The sequence below is a fragment of the Amycolatopsis sp. BJA-103 genome, assembly GCF_002849735.1.
Classification (GTDB): domain Bacteria; phylum Actinomycetota; class Actinomycetes; order Mycobacteriales; family Pseudonocardiaceae; genus Amycolatopsis.
In genome coordinates, this window is record NZ_CP017780.1 from 5,973,688 (window position 1) to 5,995,927 (window position 22,240).

A 22,240-nucleotide genomic window follows, 5' to 3' on the forward strand; every position below is an offset into this window, starting at 1 on the left:
CCTCCTCAGCCGAGGAGGTCGTAGTCCTCGCGGCGCACCTTGCGGGTGTCCAGCCAGTACCGCCAGGTGAAGCCGGGCCAGATCGTCCGGTTGACACCCTTCGCGTCCAGGTACCAGCTCTTGCAGCCGCCCTGCGTCCAGATCCCCTTGGCGAGTTTGCGCTGGATCTCTCCGTTGAACCGCTCCTGCGCCTCCGGCCGCGGGTCGAGCGCCTTGCCCCGCCCGAGCCGCAGCGCCTGCGCGACGTAGGAGATCTGCGCTTCGATCATGAACACCACGGAGTTGTGCCCCAGCCCGGTGTTCGGGCCGAGCAGGAAGAACAGGTTCGGGAAGCCGGACACGGTGATGCCCTGGTACGTCCGCATCCCCTCGGCCGACCACTCCTTGCCGAGATTGCGCCCGTCGCGGCCGATGATCTCCAGATCGTCGAAGGCGTCCGTGACGTGGAATCCGGTGCCGTAGATGATCGCGTCGACCTCGTGCTCGACGCCGGCGCCGTCGACGACGCTGTGCTCGCGAACCTCCTTCACGCCTTCGGTGACGACGTCGACGTTCTCCCGCGCGAGCGCCGGGTAGTAGTCGTTGGAGACCAGGACCCGCTTGCAGCCCATGGTGTAGTCCGGCGTCAGCTTCCGGCGCAGTTCCGGATCCTTGACGCCCTTGAAGATGTTGCGCTTCGCGATGCGCTGGCCGATCTTCATCACCCACGGCTGCCCGTTGAAGCCGATCGCACGGGCTTCGAGACCCCAGTAGAGGACGTTGCGGAAGGCCCGCTGCAGCAACGGCACCGAGGCGAACGCCTTCTGCAGCGCTTCCGGCATTTCACGGTCGGGCTTCGGCATGATCCACGGCGGGGTGCGCTGGAAGAGCGTCAGTTCGGCGACGTCCTCCGCGATCCGCGGCACGAACTGGATCGCGCTCGCGCCGGTGCCGACGACGGCGACCCGCTTGCCCTCGAGGTCGTAGTCGTGTTCCCACTGCGCGGAGTGGAACGCGCGGCCCTTGAAACGCTCGATGCCGGGCAGCTCCGGGATCTGTGGCAGGTGCAGCGCGCCGACCCCGGCGACCAGCGCGGGCGCGACGAACTCTTCGCCGGACTTCGACGCGACGTGCCAGCGGTTCTCGTCGGCGTCCCAGCGGGCGCCGGTCATCTCCTGGCCGAAGCGGATGAAGCGGTGGAGGTCGTACTTCGCGGCGACGTCGCGCATGTAGCGCCAGATCTCCGGCTGCGGCGAGTACGCCCGGGACCAGCCGGGGTTCTGCTCGAACGAGAACGAGTACATGTGCGAAGGGATGTCGCAGGCGCAGCCGGGGTAGGTGTTGTCCCGCCACGTGCCGCCCACGTCGTCGGCCTTCTCCAGGATGACGAAGTCCTCGCGGCCCTCTTTCCGCAGCTGGATGGCCATGCCGAGACCGGAGAAGCCGGTCCCGACGATGACGACACCGGTCTCGGTGCGGTTGCCCATGACCCGACCTCTCGCTCACATTACCTGTTACCGGGAGTTCACCTTACTTGAAGTAGGTTACCTTCGGTAGAGTGTTGTGGTGACGACGGCGAAGCGCAAACGCATGCCACGAGCAGAGCGCGAACGGCAGATGATCGAGATCGCCGAGCAAGTCTTCGCCGAACGCGGCTACAGCGCGGCGTCGATGGACGACATCGCGGAGCGCGTCGGGGTCTCCAAGCCGATGCTCTACGAGTACTTCAACTCGAAAGAGGGACTGCTGCTGGCCTGCATCCAGCAGTCGCGGGCGGCGCTGCGCGAGGTCACCGAACGGTCGATCGCCGGCGCGACGTCCGCCGAGGACGCGCTGAGGCGCGGACTGCTCGCCTTCTTCGTGTTCATCCGGGAACGACGGCAGGCCTGGTCGCTGCTCCGCCACGAGATGGCGCTGATCGGCACCGGCGCCGCCGACGAAATCGAGCAGACCCGGCGCCAGCAGACCGACCTGATCGCCGCGCTGATGAGCGGCTACTTCGACTCGGGTGACGACCTGCGCGCCGAGGCGTCCGCGGAGTTCGTCGTCGGCGCGTGCGAACGGCTCGCGATCTGGTGCGAGCGACACGAGGACGTCAGCCCCGAAATGGCCACCGGATACGCGATGGACGTGCTCTGGTCGGGCCTGTCCGCGAGGGCCCGCTGAAGCGACCGTGAAGATGCGCGTGCATTAGGCCATTCGGTCGTCACTCAGAGCACATTGCCGCCAGTGTCTTGTGACACAGAGTTGTCCTACTGTATCGATGACACTGTAGAAACTCTGATGGACCTTCGCGACCTCCGTCAGGAGGGGGCGCCACCACCCGAAAGTGGCGTCATGACGGCGGCGTGGCGAGGTCCACAGAGTGACGCATGCTCGCGAGGAGAGGGGTGAGGCGGATGACCGAACCGATCACCGCGTCGTACGTCCAAGAGGACGACGACTGGAAGGTCACGGTCAGCGGCTCCGGCAAGGAACTGACCGGTCGCGCACCGGGCATCATCGCGGCGCGGGACCGGGCGGACCAGCTGGTCGAGAAACTGTCCCCGCCGGAGCGGTCGACGGTGGTGCACCTGCTCAACGGCAGTGCGCTCGACTTCACCGCCGCCTACATGACGGCGAGGCTGACGCTCCCGGAGATCGAACCGCTCGAGGTTCCTCCCCCGGCGAACGGCAAGGCCAAGGAGAAGATCGAGGCCAAGCCCCCGGTGCCCCAGGGCAAGGAACTCCCGAAGGTCGTCGACGAGGCGAAACCCGCGGAGAAGCCCGAGCCCGCCAAGACACCCGCCAAGGCGGCCCAGACCTCCTGAGAGCTACTTCAGGAGCTTGCGGATCAGCAGGACGCCGATCAGCACCGCCCCGCCGATGAGCGGGTACTTCACCTTGGGCTCGTCCAGCTTCGCGCGCAGACCGGTCTTCGCGGAATCCACGAGCTTCGCGGGGTTCGCCTTCGTGCCCAGCTGGTCGAGCGTGGCGACCAGCGCGTTCCTGGCCTGCTCGATCTCACGCTCGATGGTCTCGGGATCGCGAGCCACGTGTCCTCCTCGCCGCGACGTACTTGCTGGAAGCCCACGTTAGAGGACGCCGCCCTCCGAGGTGGCATCGGCCACGCCGAGAAACGCCGAACGTGTCGCACGCTACGATTTCAGGGCGGTACTGGGGCCCGTAGCCCAATTGGCAGAGGCACACGGTTTAGGTCCGTGCCAGTGAGAGTTCGAGTCTCTCCGGGCCCACCCCCAGGTCTTCGGCCTGCAGTAGTCCCTTCCCTCCGGATACACCCCGGGGTGGCTGTACAGCAGAAATACAGCAGGACACGAACGAGCCCCCGGCAGCGATCGGCTCCGCCGGGGGCCTCTTCGTAGATCACCGCGTCCACGCCACGTCCTTTGACGGTCGGGCTCGCCGGGTCGTTCATGTTCACTTCGACGCGAGTCGAACGAGTACGCCGACTCCCGACTCCCGACTCCCGCGCGAGCGGGACGGCGCCCGCGCCGACCTCCGGGAAGCCGGTCCGAATCTGCGGATACCGCCGAACCCCGGGCGGCTTTCTCCCGACGGAGAGTCGGCGATTCGGCACCGCCGAATGAATTCGTAAGGCCACTCCGGACTAAAGCGATCTTGTGTGCGCCCCATTGGGGGAACTCGTCGCGCGCTCTCGGACGATTCGGTTGAGTCGGACGCCGATCTGCGTATACTCGGCCTCAAGCGCCGGTAGAGCCACAACGGGGGCAGCCTGCGGCGCCATGGGGTTCTTGGGGAGTACCACAACATTCCGGGGGGAATACGTGTACCCGCTCGACGCTTGACGCGTCGGCGAACGATCCATTGTGGACGTAGGGCGCCGCTTCGGCCGCACCTCTCCGCATGAGTTCATCGTGCCCGCCAAAGGCACGCGCGGAATTCTATTCAGCTCGCTTTTCGCTGCCCGTCAGCGCTTTTCTAGGAGAGCCATGCCCAGAATTCGCCTTACCTATTGGTGGAACGGCCACGCTCCCGGCGACGTGGTCGATGTCGACGATCAGGTCGCCGTCACGCTGGTCGGCCGGATCGCGGTGGACGCCGAGGAAGAACCCGCGGCCGAGCGTCCCGAGAAGAGCAAGGCGTGACCGGACCGATCGTCTTCCCCGACGTCGAGCGGCTGGTCGTCGACTCGATCAAGAACCGCACGGAACTCGCCGGGATCGTCGTGGACAACAAGCCACCGCCCGGATTCAACGGCACCCAGAAGGTCGTGCTGGTCTCGCGCGCCGGTGGCGCGTGGATCGACGACCAGTATCTCGACCAGCCGTTGATCGACCTGGAGTGCTACGGCCCCGACAAGACGGCCGCGCACGGGGTGTCGCTGCTCGCGAGGGCAGCTGTCCTCACGTTGCGCGAAATCGGCTACGGCGGCGCGCGGGTGGTCGACGTCGCCGAGATGGACGGGCCGCGCTGGCTGCCCGATTACCACCACGCGGCGGCCAGCCGCTACCTGGCCACGATGCGGCTGCTCGTCCGGCCGGCATGACCTTTCCCGATTCCCAAACCAAGGAGTAGCGCAGATGGCTGGTTCCAACGCCAAGGAAATCCGGGTCGCCGGCAGCGGCCGCATCCTCGTCGCCCCGCTGGGTACCGCGGCACCCGCGGACACCGCCGCGGCGTGGGGCGCCGACTGGAAGGACCTCGGTTACACCACGACCGACGGTGTCAAGGTGGCCAAGAAGGACAAGATCGACCCGATCGACACGTGGCAGAGCGTCAGCCCGGCCCGGTTCGTCTACTCCGACCGCGACCTCACCTTCAAGTTCCAGATGCTGCAGCTCAACGAGGACACGATGCCGTTCTTCTTCGGCGGCGGCGCGGTCGCGCAGGTCGGGACTTCCGGTGTCTACAAGTACGAAATGGCCGCCGAGCCGAAGTTCGACGAGCGCATGCTCGGCGTGGAGTTCACCGACGGCGGCGACGTGAAGTACCGCCTCGTCGTCGCGCGTGGACAGGTCACCGAGACCGAAGAGATGGCGCTGGTGCGCACCGCTCCGCTGAAGCTCGGCGTCACGTACACGGCGCTGGCCGTCGACGAGAAGGCCCCGCTGGTCACCTTCCTGATGAAGGACCCGGCGTACGCCGCCGTCTGACGACCCCATCGGGGGCGCGGACCCGCCCGGCCGCGCCCCCGCCCTGTACCGAAAGGACACCGCCATGACCCGTTTCAGCATCAACGCCGCCCGAGCCCAGCGCCTCGAAGCGGACGGCGCGGACTGGGAGTTCGAACTGGACGACGAGGTCTTCCGGCTGCCCCGCGAGTTCCCGCGGGCCATGGCCAAGCAGCTGAGCCAGATCGACGACAACGACATCGACGGCCTGCTCGAAGTGCTGCTCGGTGAGGAGCAGTACAAACGCTTCAACACGCACACGGTGACCGTGCAGGACGTCGCCGCGCTGCTGGAGGCCTACGGCAAGGAGACGGGTCTGCCGCTGGGGGAAGGCTGAGCCTCGGCACGCTCGTCGAAGAGCATGCCGAGGCCCTCGAGGCCGACCTGCTGCGGTACTACCACGTGGATTTGCTCGACTGGTACCGGGAGAAACTGTCGTCCCGGCGGTTGAAGGTGCTCATCGAGCACCTGCCGCGGGATTCGTCGTTCGCGAAATCGTTGCACGGCGAGGAAGCGGAGTGGCACCTGAGCGACCACCTGCTGGCCGCGGTGGTGGATCACCTGGCGGTGTCGAACTGGATGTTCGCCACGGTCAACCGGGACGAGGACGCCGAGGAAATCCCTTACCCGCAAGCCATTCCACGTCCGGGCCCCGATGCGGCCGACGAGGAAGCACCGAAGGCGGAACCCGAAAACACGGACGCGAGTGAGATCCTCGCTTTCTTTCGCAGCACTGGTTAGGAGACGGACGTGACCATGCCGCCCATCGGGGGCTACCACCCGACCGGCCCCGGCCCTGGCCCGATGACGCCTGAGCAGAGCGAGGCGCTGGTCAAGCAGGCCGTCGCGGCGTTCAAGGTCGCGTTCCCCGACCCTGCCGTGCTCCACAAGGGCGAGATCACGGCCATCAAGAACGAGGTCAACGCTCTCAACCTCGCGGTCAACGGCATCAAGGGCGAGTTCAACATCGTCAGTGCCCAGTCCGACCTGGTGAGATTGGAGACCAAGCCACTCTTCGATCTCCAGGAATACGTCGCGAGCAAGAAAGGCGAGCGGCCCGACCAGATCAAGGCAGAGGCCGCTGCCGCTCAGAAGAAAGCCGATGACGCCCATCAGCTCGCCCAGAACTCCCTCCGCAGAGCCAACCAGATCGATTCCGCACTTCAGCGAGTCGTCATCAATCAGGTCAGACCGCTCGACCAGCGCGTGGGGACCGTCACCCGGGACACCGCCGCCGCGACCAGGCTCGCCCGTAGTGCCGATCAGAGCGCCGGGAACGCCCTACGAAGGGCCAACCAGGTCGGCGCCGGAGTACAGCAGGGCATCGCCGCGCGGCTCAATCCGATCTCACAGAGCATCTCGACGTTGCGGGGCCAGGTCGCCCAGCTCGGACGGCGCACGGCGGCCCTCGGGCAGGACGTGACGGCGGCTCTGCGAGGAGTCCGGCGAGTCGGCTCTGATCAGAACCAGCTCATCCGGCGCATCACCAAGCTGGAAAACCAGAAGAGCGGCCAGGGCAAGGGTCCAGCGGGCGTCGACACGAAGAAGCTGCGCGAAGAGGCCGACCGAACCCGCAAGGCCGCGAGTGCCCTCGAGTCCGCCGTCCGCGGCACGAGCGCGCCCATGAGGAAGTTCGCGGCGGAGAGCAAACAAGTCACGCAGTCGCTCCGCTGATCTTCACCACCCGCTGACCATCACCACGCAGACGAAGGAAGCCAGCCAGCATGAGAAATGCCTTGGTACAGGCGACAGGCGCGGTCGGCCGGTTCCGCGCGGCGCTGGCGCAGGCCAGTGGGGCGGGCGGCCAGTTCCGGACGGCCGCGAGTCAGAGCACCACCCAGGTCCGCCAGCTCAAGACCGCGGCCGATCAGGCGGCCAGGTCCGTGCAGCAGGCCGGGCGGCAGGCGGCGTCCGGGGGTGGGTTCTTCTCCCGGTTCAGCCAGGGGCTGCGCACCGCGACCACCGCCCAAAGAGGACTCAACACGGCGATGAAGGCCAACGTCCTCGGCTTCCTGCTCAGTCTGTTGCTGCCGCTGATCTCCAAGATCGTCGACATGGCCATGCAGTCGCAACGCGTGCGACAAGTCGTGTCGGCGGCCTTCCGGATCATCGGACAGGTCGTCGGCGCGGTGATGGACTTCGTCCGCAAGATCATCAGCGCGGTCTGGCCGTGGATCGAGACCTATGTCCGGACGTACATCACCATCGTCATGACGGTGATCCGGACCGTCATGAACGTCATCCAGACGGTCATCTCCACCGTGTGGAACGTGATCTCCACGATCTTCCGCACGGCCATGAACGTGATCAGTACGGTCGTTTCCGGTGCCTGGAACGGCATCAGGAACGTGATCATGCCGGTCATCACCTGGATCGGCGAGGCCATCCCGGCCGTGTGGAACCGGGTGACCGGCGCGTTACGCGCGGCGTGGGACGGGCTGGCGGGCTTCGCGCGCGCCGCGTTCGAAGCGGTGCTCGGCGCGGTCAAGGCCCCGATCAACGCGATCATCGGCCTGGTCAACATGGCGATCCGCGGCCTCAACAGCATCAGCGTCACCATCCCGGACTGGGTGCCGTTCGTCGGAGGGAAGACGTTCGGTCTCAACCTTCCGCAGATCCCGCAGCTGGCCGCGGGCGGTATCGCCACGCCGGTGCCGGGCGGGCGGCTGGTGAATGTCGCCGAGGCGGGGCACGCCGAGGCGATCATCCCGCTGTCGAAGCTGCCGCAACTGCTCGACCTGACGAACAAACGCCGCGACGAGAAGCCGGTCACGGTGAACATCCATCCGAGGGCACGGCAGTCCGAGTACGAGATCGGCCGGATCGCCGCGCGCGAGCTGGCCTGGGCGGGGAAGAGATGACCGCGATGGGGGCTCCGGGATCCGTTCTGCAGCAACCGGTTTTCTCGGTCGACGGCTGGGCGGGCAACACCGTCGACGCCGAGGGCGTGGAGTGGTGGGTGACCAAGGAGGAAGGCTGGGCCTCCTCCCCCGCCGTCCGGCTCACGTTGACCGACCGGCCGGAGCGGGACGGCGCGTTCGACGCGCCGTCCTACCGCTCGCCCCGGGTGATCACGTTGGAGGGCACCGCGGTCGCGCCGGACCGGATCAGCAAGGAGCGCGCGAAAGACCGGTTGGCCGCCGTGCTCAACGACGGCTCACGGCTGTCCCCGCTCGTGGTGACCGAGCCGCACGCGGTGCGCCGGGCGATGGTGCGGCTGTCCAGCGAGTCGAAGATCCTGGACAAGAAGGCGGGCGTGTTCGAGTTCTCGGTGCAGGTCACCGCGCCGGACCCGCTGCGCTACTCCGCCGAGCTGCGTGTCGCGACCTGTCCGCTGCCCAGTTCCGCGGGCGGGTTGACGTTCCCGCTGACTTTCCCGCTGGACTTCGGGACCGGCGCCACCGGCGGCAGGCTGTCGCTGGAGAACAACGGCACGGTGGCGGCCTGGCCGACGTGGAAGATCAGCGGCCCGTGCGCCGACCCGGTGATCGTCAACACCCAGACCGGCGACGAGCTGGCCTTCCAGATCCAGCTGGCCGCGGGCGAGGTGCTCGTCGTGGACACCGACGCGCGAACCGTGCTGCTGCAAGGCCTCGCGTCGCGGCGCTCGGTGATGCTGCCCCATTCACGCTGGTTCCCGCTCGTCCGCGGCGGGATCGACGTCGCGTTCCGGGCCGCCGCCTACAACCCGGCCACGCGGTTGACCGCGGAATGGCGTGACGCATGGAGCTGACCATTTCGAGACTAGGAGCCCGCTGATGCCCGAGCGCGATTCCGCCTGGCTGTCCGGTGGCGTCGTCGACGCCGAAGACGCCCGGCTCGCCACCGGTTCCCTGGTGGCCGCCGGGAACTCCCCGGCGCAGAGCCGGACCGGGCTGCGGCCTGCGGCGAACGCGGGCCGGGTCGCCCCGACCAGCCCGCCGTCCGGCAAGGTTCAGGTCAACCCGTTCCAGGCGGTCATCCAGGGCACCCGTTCGCCCAGCGCGGGCTCGTACCTGGTGACCCTCGACCAGGCCAAGACCATCGACGTGCTCGGCGCCGTGCCCGCCCACGCGACCTACGCCCGCTACGACCTGATCGTGGTGCGCCAGACCGACGTCCAGTACGGCGACACCGCGTCGGCGATGACGGTGAGCCTGGTCGCGGGGACACCCGCGCAAACGCCGGTGGAGCCCGTGGTCGCCGGTGACGTCATCGTGCTGGCCCGGATCACGGTGCCCGCCAACGCGACCACGATCGGCTTGACGCAGCTCCAGGACAGGCGTGTGTTCACCAGTGCCGTCGGCGGTGTCGTGCCGGTCAACGGCGAAGTGCACCGGCCGGCCGTGCCGTACGCCGGTCAGCTGGTGTACCGCCAGGACATCCGGGTGCTCGAGGCCTATGAAGGCACGGTGTGGAAGCCCGCGGTGACCAACTCGATGGCCATCTACGGGCCCAACGACCCGGGCTGGCCACTGGGCGGGGTCACCGTCGGCGGCGAACGCCGGGTGTTCAACCGGCTGACCGTGCCCGCCGTGTACTTCACCCGCAGGCTGTTGATCACCGCGATCGCCTTCTACGACACGTCCGGGGCGGCCGACCGGTACGACATCACCCTTCAGGCCAACGGCACCACGGTCGGCCTGACCGTGGTCAGCACCCAGATCGGCTCCGGGATGGCCACGGGTTCGATGACCGCGATCGCCAATCAGCCCGCCGACACGGTCGTCACGGTCGAGCTGGGCATCCAGCGGTTCGACGGCGACGGGGTGGCCAACGTCGGGTGGGGCCACCCCTACGACTCCATCAACGTTCTCGCGATCCCTAGCTAGGAGACGAAACCATGCCAGAACGCGACTCCGGCTGGGTCGGCGGCGCCGTCGTCGACGCCGAGGACGCCCGGCTAGCCACCGCGGCCCTCGCCGCGCCCGGCAAGACCCCGGCCCAGTCCCGCACCGGCCTGCGGCCCGCACCCGGTGACCCCGGGTTGATCCGAGCGACCGCCACACCGTCGGGAAACGTGACCGTGCAACCGTTCCAGGCCGTCATCCAGGGCACGCGGCACGCCGCCGCGGGCGCCTACCTGGCGACCTTGGACGAGCAGAAGACGCTCGATGTACTGAAGGTGCCCGCGCACGGCTCGTACAGCAGGCACGATCTCGTCGTCGCCCGGCAGACCGACGCGCAGTACGGCGACTCGACTTCGAAGTTCACCGTCGAGGTCGTCCCCGGCACCCCCGCGTCGCAGCCCGCCGACCCGGTGGTGACCGGCGACGTGCTCAGGCTCGCCCGGATCACGGTGCGCGCCGCCACTTCGGCCGTGACCGGGGGCGACATCACCGACCTGCGCCCGTACACCTGCGCGGTGGGCGGGATCCTGCCCGTGCGCAACGCGAGCGAGCGTCCTGTCGACGCCTACCCCGGCCTGTACGTGCATCGTGCCGACACCGGCAGGCTCGAGTTCTGGAGCGGCAGCGGCGGCGGGTGGAAGTCGCTGGTGGTGGACGACGACACGGGCTGGCAGGCCGTGCCCGTGGCCGCCAACTGGACGGCGGGAAGACCGAATGACGACGAGGAAGCCACGGTGGTGCACATCCGCAGGATCGGCCCCATGGTCTACGTGCGGGGCGCGGTCACCCGCCAGAACATCCCGGCGGGCCACGGCACGGTGATCCTGACGATGCCACAGGCCTACTGGCCGCAGTACGGGCACCACTGGGCTGGGAACACTTGGGGTGGCCAGGCCATCGGCTCGCATCAATTCCTCGACCTCGGCATCCAGCGAAACGGCGCACTGGCCATGTGGACCGACAGCGACGTCTCCGTGCCCGTCAAGGAGACCATCCTGCTGAACACGTCCTACCTGCTGGGCTGACCGGACGATGGCGAACCAGAACACCGCCCGCTATCGGTACATCGTGGCCGATCTGCGGACCGGGCAGGTGCACGCGGAACTGCCGCTGCGCGACGTCTCGTTCAGCTCGGTGCTCAACGACGCGGGCGAATTCCAGGGCCAGCTCGTGCTCGGCGATCCGCGCATCGCCGTACGCGAGCCCGAGTTCCTGACGAGGCCCGCGCACACGGCGCTGTACGTCGAACGCGACGGCGTGCTCGTGTGGGGCGGGATCGTCTGGACGAGCAAGTACTCGTCGGCGGGCCGCGCGATCGAGATCGGCGCGGCCGGATTCCTGTCCTATTTCGACCACCGCCGGGTGCTGCCGAAGGACTTCGACCCGGCGACCGGCAATCTCGCGAGTATCGCGGTCACGTACACGAACGTCGACCAGACCGAGATCGCCCGCAACCTGGTCGCCACCGCGCAGGGACATCCGCGTGGCGACATCCGGGTCCAGTCGGATCCATCGGTGACGTCTGGGATCCCGCGGACGATCGGCTATCCGGGCCGTGAGCTCAAATCCGTCGGCGACGCGCTGCGCGAACTGTCCAGTTTGGAGAACGGACCGGATTTCGCATTCGACGTCGGCTACGGCGAGGGTGGCCACGCGGTCCGCAGGTTGCGGGTCGGCACACCGGAACTGGGCCAGCGGGGCACGCCGCATGTGTGGGAGTTCGGCGGCAATCTCATCGAGTACGCGTGGCCACGCGACGGGTCTTCGATGGCGACCCGGGTGTTCGCCCTCGGCGACGAGAACGAAGAAGGCCAGCAGGTCGGCATCGCGCAGGACGGCTCGCCCGCCCGGCTGTTGCTGGAGACCGAGGTGTCGCTCGTGAACCTGAGCGACCCGGAGCTGCTTCGTTCGCAGGCTCGTTCGGCGCTGGCCGCCGCGGTCGATCCGGTGGTGCTGCCCGAACTGGTCGTCCGGGGCGACCTGGATCCGGTGCTCGGCTCGTACTCCGTCGGCGACCAGGCGCTCATCGTGGTGCGCGACGACTTCTTCCCGCTCGGAACCCAGTTCCGGGTCCGGATCGTCGCGCTCGAAGTGACACCCGGCGACGACGCGGGTGAGGAAAAAGTGCAGCTCACCGTGTCACCGATCAGTGGAGGACCGTCATGACCCGCGTGAACCAGCCCGACTCGCTGCTCACCGAGCTGCGCGACATCAAGCGTCGGCTTCGGGCGCTGGAGACCAGGAGTGCCGCGCTCGCCCCGGCGCCCGCCGCCTCTGCGGCCGAGGCCGCTGTCGTGGCGGAACCCGGGGAGCCACGCGCCGACGACGCCGACTAGCTCGTGAGTGGTGAGGACGGTTCTGGTGGACCCGTATTTGCCTGCCCACTGGCTCCTGATGTCGTCTCGGTGAGCTTGTGCTGGAGTGTCCGGGCTTGATCAACGGAGGTTTGGGGACGTTGAGTGTCCCCGATCTTCCGTTGATCAAGCTTCGAGGCCGGAACACTCCTCGACGATGAAGGATTTGGGACACTCAACGTCCCGATTCCTTCACGCTCGACCGTGCCGCCGCTGCCACGTCACCTTCGCCCTGGTCACGCGTGGGTAGGCAAACACCGGTCCGCCCTAACCGCCCTTACCACTCACCAGGAGATCAGCGCACGCGGTCGTAGACCACCGCCATCTCCCCCAGCTCACCGACCTCCTGATAGGCCAGCGCCCACTTCGAAGCCGGCAGCCCGTCGACGAAAAGGCGCTGTCCGCCGCCGGTGATCTCGGGGCAGATCATCAGGTACAGCCGATCGATCAGGTCGTCCGCGAGCAGGGCCTTGATGACGCTCGCGCTGCTGTTGACCAGGATGTCGCCCTCGCCGTTCGCCTTGAGGCCGGCGATGACGTCGGCGACGGGGGCGTTCACGACGCGGGCACGGTCCCAGGGCGCTTCGGTCAGGGTCGTGGAGAAGACCACCTTCTCCGCGTCGGTGAGCCATTTCGCGTAGGCGCGGTCACGTGGGTCGGCGTTCTCGTCGGCGGCGATGGCCGGCCAGAAGCCCAGGAATCCCTCCGCGTTCAGTCTGCCGAGTACCGCGGTCGTCGCCTTGTCGTGAATGCGGGCGAGGTGACCGCGGGCGACGTCGGTGGTGGCGTACGGGACGATCGCGCCCATGTCACCGGGGCCGCCGGGGCCGCTGTAGTGACCGTCGAGGGTGAGGGCGATGTTCGCGGTGACGCGGCGGCCGGTCGTGTTCGTCATGGTGTTCGGTCCTTTTCCTGAGTGAGGTGCTTGGCGAGGTTGTCGAGTACCTGGCCCCAGCCGGTTTCGATCCCGGCGATGAACGGGACGGCCTCGACGGTGGTTTCGGTGACGCGCAGGTCGAGCCTCAGCCGGGTCCCGCCCGGCGCGTCGGTGAACTTCAGGTCGTAGTGACCGGTGAAGAAGGTCTCCCCCTTGGCGTCCAGCACCGAGAGATCGAACTCGAGGTGTTCGAGTCCGGTCGCGGCGTGGACCTTGCCCGCGGAGCGATACCGCCCCTCCGCGTCGCGGTAGTCGAGGACGGCACGTCCGCCCGCCCACGGCTCGATGACGCAATCGGTGACGGTCATCGACGGCGGCGCCCACCAGGCCGCGAGCAGCGCGGGCTCGGTCCACCGCCGCCAGACGGCGTCCCGCGGCGCGGCCAGCAGGCGGTCGAACGAGAACGCCCGCCCGTCGGCCCACCGGTCGCGATCCGCGGCCGCGGAGTCCGCGCCGATCGCGGCCTGATAGCGCGTGAGGACATCCCGCTCGCCCTCGTTCGCCTCGATGGTCGCGATCAGCTCCCGCAGCCGTCCGCCGAAGTCCTTCAGCGGAGCCGCCTCCACCGCGTAGACGCGACGCTGCCCGAGCGGGAAGACCGTCACGAGACCGGCGCGGGCGAGGGTCTGCAGGTGCTTGGTGGTCTGCGGTTGCCGCAGGCCGGTCAGCTCGGCGAGCTCGCCGACGGACCGGGGCCGCTCGGCGAGAAGCTCGACGATGCGCCACCTCGCTCCGTCTCCCAGTGCTGCTGCGATCTGCTCCATGCCCAGAAGTATTCACTCAGTAGAATATTCTTGTCAAGGAATATCTTGGATCCGGAACTCCAGCAGGCTGCGCTGCTCGGTCAGGGTGGTCACGGAGTCGAAGACCAGACCGTGCGCGCCTGCGAGGTCACGAAGCTCGTCGAGACGCCGCTCGCGGCCGCCGTAGAGCACGAGCATGACCAGGTCCCACTCGGTCTGGGCCCCGAGCCCGCCGACGGCCTCGATCACGAGGACGCGCCCTCCCGGACGGACGGCCTCGGCGCAGCGGGCCAGGATGCGGTGGGCGTGCTCGTCGTCCCAGTCGTGGAGGATGTCGGACAGCAGATAGGCGTCCGCGCCCGGCGGGAGCGGGTCGAAGAAACTGCCCGCGGTCACCTCGACCCGGTCTTCGAGCCCCTGCTCGCGCAACTCCTTCTCGGCACCGGCCGCGGTGGGCGCGAGGTCGACGAGATGGCCGCGCACCGAGGGGTTGGCCGTCAGGATCGCGGCGAGCAGGCTGCCGTGGCCGCCGCCGACGTCGACGATCGTGCCGAAGCGGGACCACTCGAAACCGGCGACGAGCCCCGGGATCTGCGCGCTGAACCGCTGTGTCATCTGCCGGTCGAACGACTCCCGCAGGCGGGGATGTTCGGCGAGATCGGCCCAGAAGTCCTTGCCGTAGCGGCGGATGTAGCCCGCCTGGCCGGTGGCGACGCTGTGCGCGAGCTCGATGAACGCCAGTTCGCCTCGCCCGCCGGCGGCCTCCATGTCCAGGAGCCCCGCGAGGCCGTTCCCCGCGTCGGCGCGGAGGTTCGCGCCGTAGTCGGTGGTGCGGTAGCCGTTCGATGTCCGGTCCAGGACACCGAGAGTGGTGAGGTGACCCAGCAGCAGTTCGAGCGCTAGCGGGGACTGGCCGAGTTCGGCCGCCAGGTCACCGGCGTCCGCGCCGTCGCCGGACAGCCTGTCCGGCAGACCGAGGGTGACCGCGACCCGCAATGCCATCGGCGTCGCCAGCCCGGCCAGTCGGAGGAGTTCGTTCCTGTCGTTGTCATGGTTCGCCACGAAGATTCACTGTGACAGTGAGGTCAAGCGAAAATCTCCCGCACCGCGACGATCAGGCGATCGATCTCGTCCTCGGTGTTGTAGCCGTGCGGCGAAATCCGGAGTCCGCCGGATCTCGCCGAGCACGCGATCCCCCGCGCCTTGAGCCGTTCCGCCAGCAACGGGATCGGCAGTCCGTCCACCCGCACGGACACGATTCCCGAGCGGTGCCCGATGTCGCGTTCGGAAAGCACCGTCGCGCCGATCTCGGCGAACCCGTCGCACACCCGTTCGCAGAGACCGTCCACATGCGACCAGATCTCCTCGATTCCCGCGGACAGCAGCAGTTCGATCGAGGTCCCGAGGGCGACGATCCCGGCGATGTTCGGCATCCCGCCTTCCAGCCGCCGGGCGCTGTCGTCGGGCACGTAGTCCAGGTTGTCCCAGTCCTCCCGATGGGCGACCGAGTTCCAGCCCGGTTCCAGTGGCCGCAGCAGGTCCAAACAGGACTCCCGCACGTAGAGCACGCCGCAGCCCTGCGGACCCAGCAGCCATTTGTGCCCGTCGGCCATCGCGAAGTCGACGCCCCACTCCTCCAGCCGGGCCGGAATCACACCGAGCCCCTGGATGACGTCGACGCAGAAGAGCGCGCCCGCCTCCCGGCACACCCGGCTCAGCGCGGCGAGATCGACCTGCCGGCCGTGCCCGAACTGAACCCAGCTGGTCACCACGAGTTTGGGCGGCGGGCCCGCCGCGATCGCCTCGGCGAAGGCCTCGGTGGTGAGCCCGCCGCGCACACGATCCACCACCACACCGCGATCGGCGAGCGCGAGCCACGGATACAGCGTGGACGGGAACTCGAAGTCCGGGATGACGACGCGGTCGCCCGGCGACCAGTCGAGGCCGTTCGCGACGAAACCGAGGCCGGTACTGGTGTTCTTCACGAACGCGACGTCACGGGACGGCACCCCCATCAGCGTCGCCGCCGACGCGCGGGACCGTTCGATCGCCGCACTGTGCGCGGCGTAGGTGAACTCGCCGTCCAGTGAGACCTCGACGGCTTGCCGGTGCATGGCCTCCACCGACGACGTGGGCAGCGGGCAGATCCCGGCGTGGTTGAGGTAGGCCCAGCGGTTCACGGCGGGGAACTGGTCGCGCGGCAACGGAGTCATCGGACCCTCCCTAAGTGAACACCGTGTCCACTTCGTTGGATCCGAAGCTAGCCGACAACCGGTCACCGTGTCCACTTACGGCGTCAACGTCCTCCCGGTGAGGCTCGCGGTCTCCACGGCCTCGACGTAGCTGCGCGCGACCTCGGCCGCCGGGGTGCCTCCATCCGGTTCGCCGAGCGCGGCGAGCGTTTCGCTCACCCAGCCGGGGCTGACGGCGTTGACACGGAGGCCGCGCGGCAGTTCGCGGGCCGCGGCGGCGACGAACGCTTCGAGGCCGGTGTTCGTCAAGACGCCGAACGCGCTGCCGCGCAACGTCTCCGGGATCCGGCCCGCGGTCAGCGTCACGGAACCGCCGTCCGGCAGGTGCGGGATCGCGTGCCGCACCAGGAACACCTGGCCGAGCAGTTTTCCCTGCAGTCCTTGGACGAACTCTTCGTCGGTGCCGCCGTCGACGGGGACGAGCGAGCCGCTCCCCGCGCAGCACACGACGTGCTCGATCCCCGGTTCGGCGGCGAACACCGCGTCGAGGGTGCCGGGACGTTCGACGTCCACTTCGACTTCGCCGGAGCGGGACGCGGCGAGCACGGTGTGCCCGCGTGCGGTGAGGGCTTCGGAGACCGCGGCCCCGATCGTTCCGGTGGCACCGACCACGAGGATCTTCATCGGCGTTCTTCCTTTCAAGGTCGGGTGAAGGGTTCTGTTTCGTACGCCCGGTGCAGCGACGCGACGAACGACGGCGCCGCCGGCAACGGCGTCTCGCCGATCCGGTGCACCGCGATCCCCGGCGTCCACGAGTTCATGACCACTACGCCCGCCAGGTCCGGCAGATCGGCGAGGGTGACCTCCTGGACCCGCTGTGGCACTTCCAGTCGCCGTCGCAGGATGTCCATCGTGGTGCCCCGCAGCAGACCGGCGTCGGGCCACACCAGCGTATCGCCGTCCCAGAACGCCAGGTTCCAGATCGTAGCCTCGCTGAGCCTGCCTTGGCGGTCCGTGAACGCGGCGTCGTCGAACCCTTCGGCCACGGCCTGACGTCGGAAGTACGTCTTCGCCGTCTCACCGGTGTGCTTGATCGACGGCAGAAAGCGTTCGTGCTCGACGACCGTCAGCTTCAGCGGGCCTTCGGGACCGGACGCCGGAGGACGGGTACGAACGAGGACTTCGAGATCGCCCGGCAGGTGGATCGTCACGGTCAGGGAGACGTCGGCCGGGCCGGACTCCAGCGCCGTGCGCAGGTACGAGCGGATCCGGTCGTCGGGGACCGCACTGCCGAACAGCTCCAGGGACGCGGTCCTCAGCCGGTCCAGGTGCAGGTCGAGACCGCGGACCCGGCCGTCGCGCACCTGCATGGCCGTGAAGTGGGCGAAGCCCGCGAAGGCGAGAGGCGCCAGATCCCCGGCGGTCGCCGTCCGCCCATTCCGCTGCGCCACGAAAGCACTCATGCCACCCACCGTAATCGCGTTTCGCGGGAGTCACGCACGGACGGTCGTGATGCCGGGAATGGACTTCAGCTCGCCGAGCAGCATCGCGCTGACCGCGACCGGATAGTCGTCGAGCGCGTACGACTTCCCGGCGAGCTTCACCCGGACCGGGGTTTCCCCCTTGTGCGCCAGCAAGGCCTGCTTCAGTTCCAGGACCGCGTCCTCGGTCAGCTTCTCGGCGGTCGCGTGCAGGGTGAGGGGCGGCTCCTCGTCACCCGCCGCGGAAAGGTCGAGCGGCATCAGCCCACCGCCGAACACGGACATCTTGTCCTCCCGCCAGTTCACCCGGCCGCTGACGCGGACGGCGTTGTCCTCGGCCAGATCCGCCACGAACAACGCGTAGGCCTTGGGAAAGAACAGCACTTCGAGCGCGGCGTCCAGATCTTCGATCGTGCAGATCGCCCATGGCTCGCCCTTCTTGTTCACCCGCCGCTCCAAGGAGGTGACGATCCCGGCGACGACGAGATCCCCTTCCCCGGGCGGATTGTCGAGGATCGCCGCGATCGGGCGCGGCGCGTGTTTGCGCAGGAGACGTTCGGCCCCGTCGAGCGGATGCGCGGAGACGTACAGACCGAGCATTTCCCTTTCGTGCGCGAGAAGTTCCTTGCGCGGCCACTCCTGGACATCGAACCTGAGGTGAGCGAGCGGCGAGGTGTCCTCTTGGCTCTCCTCGCCCGAACCGAAGAGATCGAACTGGCCCATCGCCTGCTTGCGTTTCAACGGCACCACGGCGTCCACCGCGTCCTCGTGCACGCGCAGGATCGAGAGCCGCGTATGCCCGAGCGAGTCGAACGCGCCCGCCTTGGCCAGGGATTCGATGACCCGTTTGTTGCAGGCCACCAGTTCCGACTTGCCGAGGAAGTCGGTGAACGAGGCGTACTTCCCCTTTTCCCGTCGCGTCGCGATGATCGAGTCGACGACGTTCGCGCCGACGTTGCGCACCGCGCCCAGCCCGAACCGGATCGCGTCTCCCACCGCCGAGAACCGGAGTCCCGATTCGTTGACGTCCGGCGGCAGCACCTTGATCCCCAGCCGACGGCATTCCGAGAGGTAGACCGCCGACTTGTCCTTGTTGTCCCCCACCGAAGTCAGCAGGCCCGCCATGTATTCCGCCGGGTAGTTCGCCTTCAGGTACGCCGTCCAGTAACCGACGAGGCCGTAACCGGCGGCATGGGACTTGTTGAACGCGTATCCGGCGAACGGGAGGATCGCGTCCCACAGCGCCTGCACGGCTTCGAGGGAGAACCCGTTGGCGACCATGCCGTCCCGGAAACCCTCGAACTCCCTTTCCAGTACCTCTTTCTTCTTCTTGCCCATCGCCTTGCGCAGCACGTCGGCACGGCCCATGGAATAGCCGGCGACGTCACGCGCGATCCGCATGATCTGTTCCTGGTACACGATCAGGCCATGGGTCTCGGCCAGGATCTCGCGCAGCGGCCCGGCCAGCTCGGGATGGATCGACTCGATCGGCTGCCTGCCGTTCTTGCGGTCCGCGTAGTTGTTGTGCGTGTTCATCGCGATGGGGCCGGGCCGGTACAGCGCGTTCACCGCGATGATGTCGCCGAAGCCGGTCGGCCCCATGCGGCGCAGCAGATCCCGCATCGCGCCGCCGTCGAGCTGGAAGACGCCGAGGCTGTCGCCGCGGGCGAGCAGTTCGTAGGTCGCCGGATCCTCGACACCGAGCGTGTCGAGGTCGATCTCCTCGCCGCGGTTGTCCTTGATGTTGTCCAGCGCGTCGCCGATGACGGTGAGGTTGCGCAGGCCGAGGAAGTCCATCTTCAACAGGCCGATGGCCTCGCACGACGGATAGTCCCAGCCGGTGATGACCGCGCCGTCGTCCCGCCGCCACAACGGGATCGCGTCGAGCAGCGGTTCACTCGACATGATGACGGCGCAGGCGTGCACACCGGCGTTGCGGATCAGCCCTTCGAGCCCGCGGGCGGTCTCGAAGATCTTCGACGCCTCGCCGTCGCCTTCCAGCAGCGCGCGGACTTCCGCCGCCTCGGCGTACCGTTCGTGATCCGGCTCGACGATCCCGGCGAGCGGGATGTCCTTCGCCGCGACCGGCGGCGGAAGTGCCTTGGAGATCCGGTCCGCGATCGCGTACCCGCTCTGTCCATAGTGAACGCGGGCGGAGTCCTTGATGGCCGCTTTGGTCTTGATGGTACCGAAGGTGATCACCTGCGCGACGTGTTCGGCGCCGTACTTGTCGGTGGCGTAACGAATCATCTCGCCGCGGCGCCGGTCGTCGAAGTCCATGTCGATGTCCGGCATGGAGAGCCGTTCGGGGTTGAGAAACCGCTCGAAGAGCAGGCCGAGGTCGATCGGGTCCAGGTTGGTGATGCCGAGCGCGTACGCGACGAGCGAACCCGCGGCAGAGCCGCGGCCGGGCCCGACCCGGATGCCGACCTCGCGGGCGTGCCTCATCAGGTCGGCGGTGATCAGGAAGTACGCAGGGAAGCCCTTTTCCGCGATCACACCGATCTCGAAGTCGGCTCGGGCGACGTAGGCGTCAGGAACGCCGCCCGGCAACCGCCACCGCAGCCCGTCCGCGACCTCTTTGCGCAACCAGGATTCTTCGTCGTGTCCTTCGGGCACCTCGAAGACCGGCATGCGGTCGAGATGGCGATAGACGTCGTCGTAGGACTCGATCCGCTCGGCGATGAGGAGGGTGGAATCCGCCGCACCCGGGACTTCGGCGTCCCAATACCGGCGCATCTCCTCCGCGGACTTGAGGTAGTAGCCGTCGCCGTCGAACTTGAACCGGCCGGGATCGTCGAGGGTCTTGCCGGACTGGACGCACAGCAGCGCGGAGTGCGCGGCCGCCTGATCCTGAGTGACGTAGTGCGAATCGTTGGTGGCCAACGGTTTCAGATCGAGGCGGCGTCCGATGTCCAGTAAGCCGTCCCGCACGGATCGCTCGATGGGGAGGCCGTGGTCCATCAGTTCCAGGAAGAAGTCGTCCGCGCCGAAGATGTCGCGGTAGTCCGAAGCCGCCTGGATCGCCTCGTCCGGCTGGCCGAGCCGGAGCCTGGTCTGCACCTCGCCGGACGGGCAGCCGGTGGTGGCGATGATGCCTTCGTGGTGCCGGGCGAGGAGTTCGCGGTCCATCCGGGGTTTGCGGTAGTAGCCCTCCAGGCTGGCCGAAGAGGACAGCCGGAACAGGTTCCGCAGCCCGGCCGCGTTCTCCGCGAGCATGGTCATATGCGTGTAGGCACCGCCGCCGGAGACGTCGCCGCCGTCGCCGCGCCGTCCCCAGAACACCGGTTTCTTGTGGAAACGCGACTCGGGCGCGAGGTACGCCTCGATGCCGATCACCGGCTTGAGCCCGGCGAGGACGGACTGCCGGTAGAACTCGTCGGCGCCGTACATGTTGCCGTGGTCGGTCATGCCGACGGCGGGCATGCCGAGCCGCCGGGCCTCGGCGAACAGCGGTGCGATCTTGGCCGCGCCGTCGAGCATCGAGTATTCGGTATGAACGTGCAGGTGCACGAAGGAGTCCACCGGTCACTCCCCACGGTTGTACGATTCCGGTCCGACGCGGCGATTGGACCCAAGGCGCACAGGCACTGTCCAACAAGCGACACGCGGCGGGCGACAACCGGAAGTTGTAAGGAGTGCACAGTGGAGCTGGACCTGGGCGCGGTCCGCGCGTTCGTCGCGGTGGCCGAGGACCGGTACTTCGGCGAGGCGGCGATCCGGCTGGAGGTGAGTCAGCAGGCGATCTCCAAGCGGGTCGCGAAACTCGAGGCGGATCTCGGCGTGCGGCTGCTGTCGCGGACACGCGGAGGCGCCGAGCCGACCGAGGACGGCGAAGAGTTCCTCAAGCACGCTCGCGCGCTGATCAGTCTCGCGGACCAGGCCGTCGAACGGCTGCACGGCAGGCGCCGCCCCCTGCGCGTCGACGTCCTCGGCACACGGCTGGCGACGATGGAGGTGATCCGGGCGTTCCACGCCGAGCACGACGACGAACTGGAGCTCGTTACGCCGGGACTGGGTGCGGTGCGCCGGTCGATGCTGCCCGAGACGGTCGATGCCGCCTTCGCCCGCGTCAACACCGTGACGGACCCCGCGATCGGCCGTACGCCCGCTTATCTGGAACCGGCGAACCTGCTGGTCGGGCGGCGGCATCCGCTCGCACGGCGGCGGCGGGTAGCGATGGCGGACCTCGCCGGCCTCACGGCCTGGATGCCGTACAACGCGCGGGCCAGCGAATGGGCGGAGTTCTGGCAGGAACTGTGCCCGGCGTTCGGCGTCCTCGTCGACACCGACGGCCCGAACTTCGGGCTGGAGCACCACATCGAGGTGCTCAGCGAGTCGAAGGACCGCCTGGGTTTCGTCGGCGCGAAGATGCACGTGCCCTGGCATCCGGACGTCGTCCAGATCCCGCTCGTCGACCCGACGCCGGTGTACCCGTTCTCGCTGCTGTGGCGGCACGAGAACCGGCACCCGACGCTGCCGCTGCTGATCGAGCACGTCCGGTCCGGCTACCGGCCCTTCGACGCCGAGCGGCAATGGCTCCCGATGGCGGACCGGGCGGCGATGAGCTCCTAGTGGGCGGGGGTCCGCCTT

The 22,240-nt window shown here is 68.2% G+C and carries 24 protein-coding genes and 1 tRNA gene; 16 read left to right on the plus strand and 9 right to left on the minus strand.

Annotation, left to right across the window (positions count from 1 at the left end):
* Window positions 1-5 precede the first annotated feature (5 nt).
* Complete coding sequence (locus BKN51_RS26125; RefSeq protein ID WP_101610154.1) at window positions 6-1,466, minus strand: flavin-containing monooxygenase; 1,461 nt, start codon at window positions 1,464-1,466, stop codon at window positions 6-8.
* 103 nt (window positions 1,467-1,569) lie between these two features.
* Here BKN51_RS26125 and BKN51_RS26130 point away from each other — a divergent pair, with 103 nt between their 5' ends.
* The gene (locus BKN51_RS26130) at window positions 1,570-2,145 is read left to right on the plus strand and encodes a TetR/AcrR family transcriptional regulator (RefSeq protein ID WP_168214596.1); all 576 of its coding nucleotides are present in this window, start codon (window positions 1,570-1,572) and stop codon (window positions 2,143-2,145) included.
* A 233-nt stretch (window positions 2,146-2,378) separates the two neighbouring features.
* The gene (locus BKN51_RS26135; RefSeq protein ID WP_174720456.1) at window positions 2,379-2,789 is read left to right on the plus strand and encodes a hypothetical protein; all 411 of its coding nucleotides are present in this window, start codon (window positions 2,379-2,381) and stop codon (window positions 2,787-2,789) included.
* Between the two features lie 3 nt (window positions 2,790-2,792).
* On the opposite strand, the gene BKN51_RS26140 is transcribed toward BKN51_RS26135, so the two are convergent.
* Window positions 2,793-3,014 (minus strand): DUF3618 domain-containing protein, encoded by a 222-nt coding sequence (locus tag BKN51_RS26140; RefSeq protein ID WP_005165704.1) that lies wholly within the window; start codon window positions 3,012-3,014, stop codon window positions 2,793-2,795.
* Between the two features lie 124 nt (window positions 3,015-3,138).
* Here BKN51_RS26140 and BKN51_RS26145 point away from each other — a divergent pair.
* The 13 genes from BKN51_RS26145 (at window position 3,139) to BKN51_RS43615 (ending at window position 12,276) form a co-directional block, all read left to right on the plus strand.
* Window positions 3,139-3,212 (plus strand) — tRNA-Leu (locus BKN51_RS26145).
* Between the two features lie 717 nt (window positions 3,213-3,929).
* Window positions 3,930-4,085, plus strand: coding sequence for a hypothetical protein (locus BKN51_RS43610; protein ID WP_168214390.1), 156 nt, complete (start codon window positions 3,930-3,932; stop codon window positions 4,083-4,085).
* The gene (locus tag BKN51_RS26150; RefSeq protein WP_101610156.1) at window positions 4,082-4,486 is read left to right on the plus strand and encodes a hypothetical protein; all 405 of its coding nucleotides are present in this window, start codon (window positions 4,082-4,084) and stop codon (window positions 4,484-4,486) included. The genes BKN51_RS43610 and BKN51_RS26150 overlap by 4 nt, the downstream gene beginning before the upstream one ends.
* A gap of 34 nt (window positions 4,487-4,520) precedes the next feature.
* Window positions 4,521-5,093: a phage tail tube protein gene (locus tag BKN51_RS26155; protein WP_101610157.1), complete on the plus strand. Its 573-nt coding sequence runs from the start codon at window positions 4,521-4,523 to the stop codon at window positions 5,091-5,093.
* A gap of 64 nt (window positions 5,094-5,157) precedes the next feature.
* Window positions 5,158-5,448: a hypothetical protein gene (locus tag BKN51_RS26160; RefSeq protein ID WP_101610158.1), complete on the plus strand. Its 291-nt coding sequence runs from the start codon at window positions 5,158-5,160 to the stop codon at window positions 5,446-5,448.
* Between the two features lie 116 nt (window positions 5,449-5,564).
* Window positions 5,565-5,852, plus strand: a complete 288-nt coding sequence (locus BKN51_RS26165) for a DUF5361 domain-containing protein (protein ID WP_233223031.1) — start codon at window positions 5,565-5,567, stop codon at window positions 5,850-5,852.
* A gap of 9 nt (window positions 5,853-5,861) precedes the next feature.
* A complete protein-coding gene (locus tag BKN51_RS26170; RefSeq protein WP_101610160.1) occupies window positions 5,862-6,785 on the plus strand; it encodes a hypothetical protein in 924 nt (307 codons plus the stop codon).
* Between the two features lie 50 nt (window positions 6,786-6,835).
* Window positions 6,836-7,972, plus strand: a complete 1,137-nt coding sequence (locus tag BKN51_RS26175) for a phage tail protein (protein ID WP_146044287.1) — start codon at window positions 6,836-6,838, stop codon at window positions 7,970-7,972.
* Window positions 7,969-8,844 carry a phage distal tail protein gene (locus BKN51_RS26180; RefSeq protein ID WP_101610162.1) on the plus strand — a complete coding sequence of 292 codons (876 nt, stop codon included), beginning with the start codon at window positions 7,969-7,971 and terminating at the stop codon, window positions 8,842-8,844. The genes BKN51_RS26175 and BKN51_RS26180 overlap by 4 nt, the downstream gene beginning before the upstream one ends.
* Before the next feature lie 25 nt (window positions 8,845-8,869).
* Window positions 8,870-9,922, plus strand: coding sequence for a hypothetical protein (locus BKN51_RS26185; protein WP_101610163.1), 1,053 nt, complete (start codon window positions 8,870-8,872; stop codon window positions 9,920-9,922).
* 11 nt (window positions 9,923-9,933) lie between these two features.
* On the plus strand, window positions 9,934-10,965 hold the full coding sequence (locus tag BKN51_RS26190) for a hypothetical protein (RefSeq protein ID WP_101610164.1): 1,032 nt from the start codon (window positions 9,934-9,936) through the stop codon (window positions 10,963-10,965).
* A 7-nt stretch (window positions 10,966-10,972) separates the two neighbouring features.
* A complete protein-coding gene (locus BKN51_RS26195; protein ID WP_101610165.1) occupies window positions 10,973-12,106 on the plus strand; it encodes a hypothetical protein in 1,134 nt (377 codons plus the stop codon).
* Entirely contained in the window at window positions 12,103-12,276 is a 174-nt protein-coding gene (locus tag BKN51_RS43615) for a hypothetical protein (RefSeq protein ID WP_168214391.1), read from the plus strand. The genes BKN51_RS26195 and BKN51_RS43615 overlap by 4 nt, the downstream gene beginning before the upstream one ends.
* 313 nt (window positions 12,277-12,589) lie before the next feature.
* Here the strand turns inward: BKN51_RS43615 and BKN51_RS26200 are convergent, their stop codons facing one another.
* The 7 genes from BKN51_RS26200 to dnaE all read right to left on the minus strand — a co-directional run bounded on the left by BKN51_RS26200 (window position 12,590) and on the right by dnaE (window position 21,172).
* Window positions 12,590-13,189, minus strand: coding sequence for a dihydrofolate reductase family protein (locus tag BKN51_RS26200; RefSeq protein WP_101610166.1), 600 nt, complete (start codon window positions 13,187-13,189; stop codon window positions 12,590-12,592).
* A complete protein-coding gene (locus BKN51_RS26205; RefSeq protein WP_101610167.1) occupies window positions 13,186-13,995 on the minus strand; it encodes a metalloregulator ArsR/SmtB family transcription factor in 810 nt (269 codons plus the stop codon). Before BKN51_RS26205 ends, BKN51_RS26200 begins: the two co-directional genes overlap by 4 nt.
* Before the next feature lie 33 nt (window positions 13,996-14,028).
* Window positions 14,029-15,036, minus strand: coding sequence for a methyltransferase (locus tag BKN51_RS26210; protein WP_101610168.1), 1,008 nt, complete (start codon window positions 15,034-15,036; stop codon window positions 14,029-14,031).
* A gap of 23 nt (window positions 15,037-15,059) precedes the next feature.
* A complete protein-coding gene (locus BKN51_RS26215) occupies window positions 15,060-16,187 on the minus strand; it encodes an aminotransferase class V-fold PLP-dependent enzyme (protein WP_101610169.1) in 1,128 nt (375 codons plus the stop codon).
* A gap of 75 nt (window positions 16,188-16,262) precedes the next feature.
* On the minus strand, window positions 16,263-16,850 hold the full coding sequence (locus BKN51_RS26220) for a short chain dehydrogenase (RefSeq protein WP_101610170.1): 588 nt from the start codon (window positions 16,848-16,850) through the stop codon (window positions 16,263-16,265).
* A 14-nt stretch (window positions 16,851-16,864) separates the two neighbouring features.
* On the minus strand, window positions 16,865-17,629 hold the full coding sequence (locus tag BKN51_RS26225; RefSeq protein WP_101610171.1) for an aminotransferase class IV family protein: 765 nt from the start codon (window positions 17,627-17,629) through the stop codon (window positions 16,865-16,867).
* A gap of 30 nt (window positions 17,630-17,659) precedes the next feature.
* Window positions 17,660-21,172, minus strand: coding sequence for a DNA polymerase III subunit alpha (dnaE, locus tag BKN51_RS26230; RefSeq protein WP_101610172.1), 3,513 nt, complete (start codon window positions 21,170-21,172; stop codon window positions 17,660-17,662).
* 120 nt (window positions 21,173-21,292) lie between these two features.
* On the opposite strand from dnaE, the gene BKN51_RS26235 reads away from it, so the two are divergent.
* Window positions 21,293-22,222, plus strand: a complete 930-nt coding sequence (locus BKN51_RS26235; protein ID WP_101610173.1) for a LysR family transcriptional regulator — start codon at window positions 21,293-21,295, stop codon at window positions 22,220-22,222.
* The last annotated feature ends 18 nt before the right edge of the window (window positions 22,223-22,240 follow it).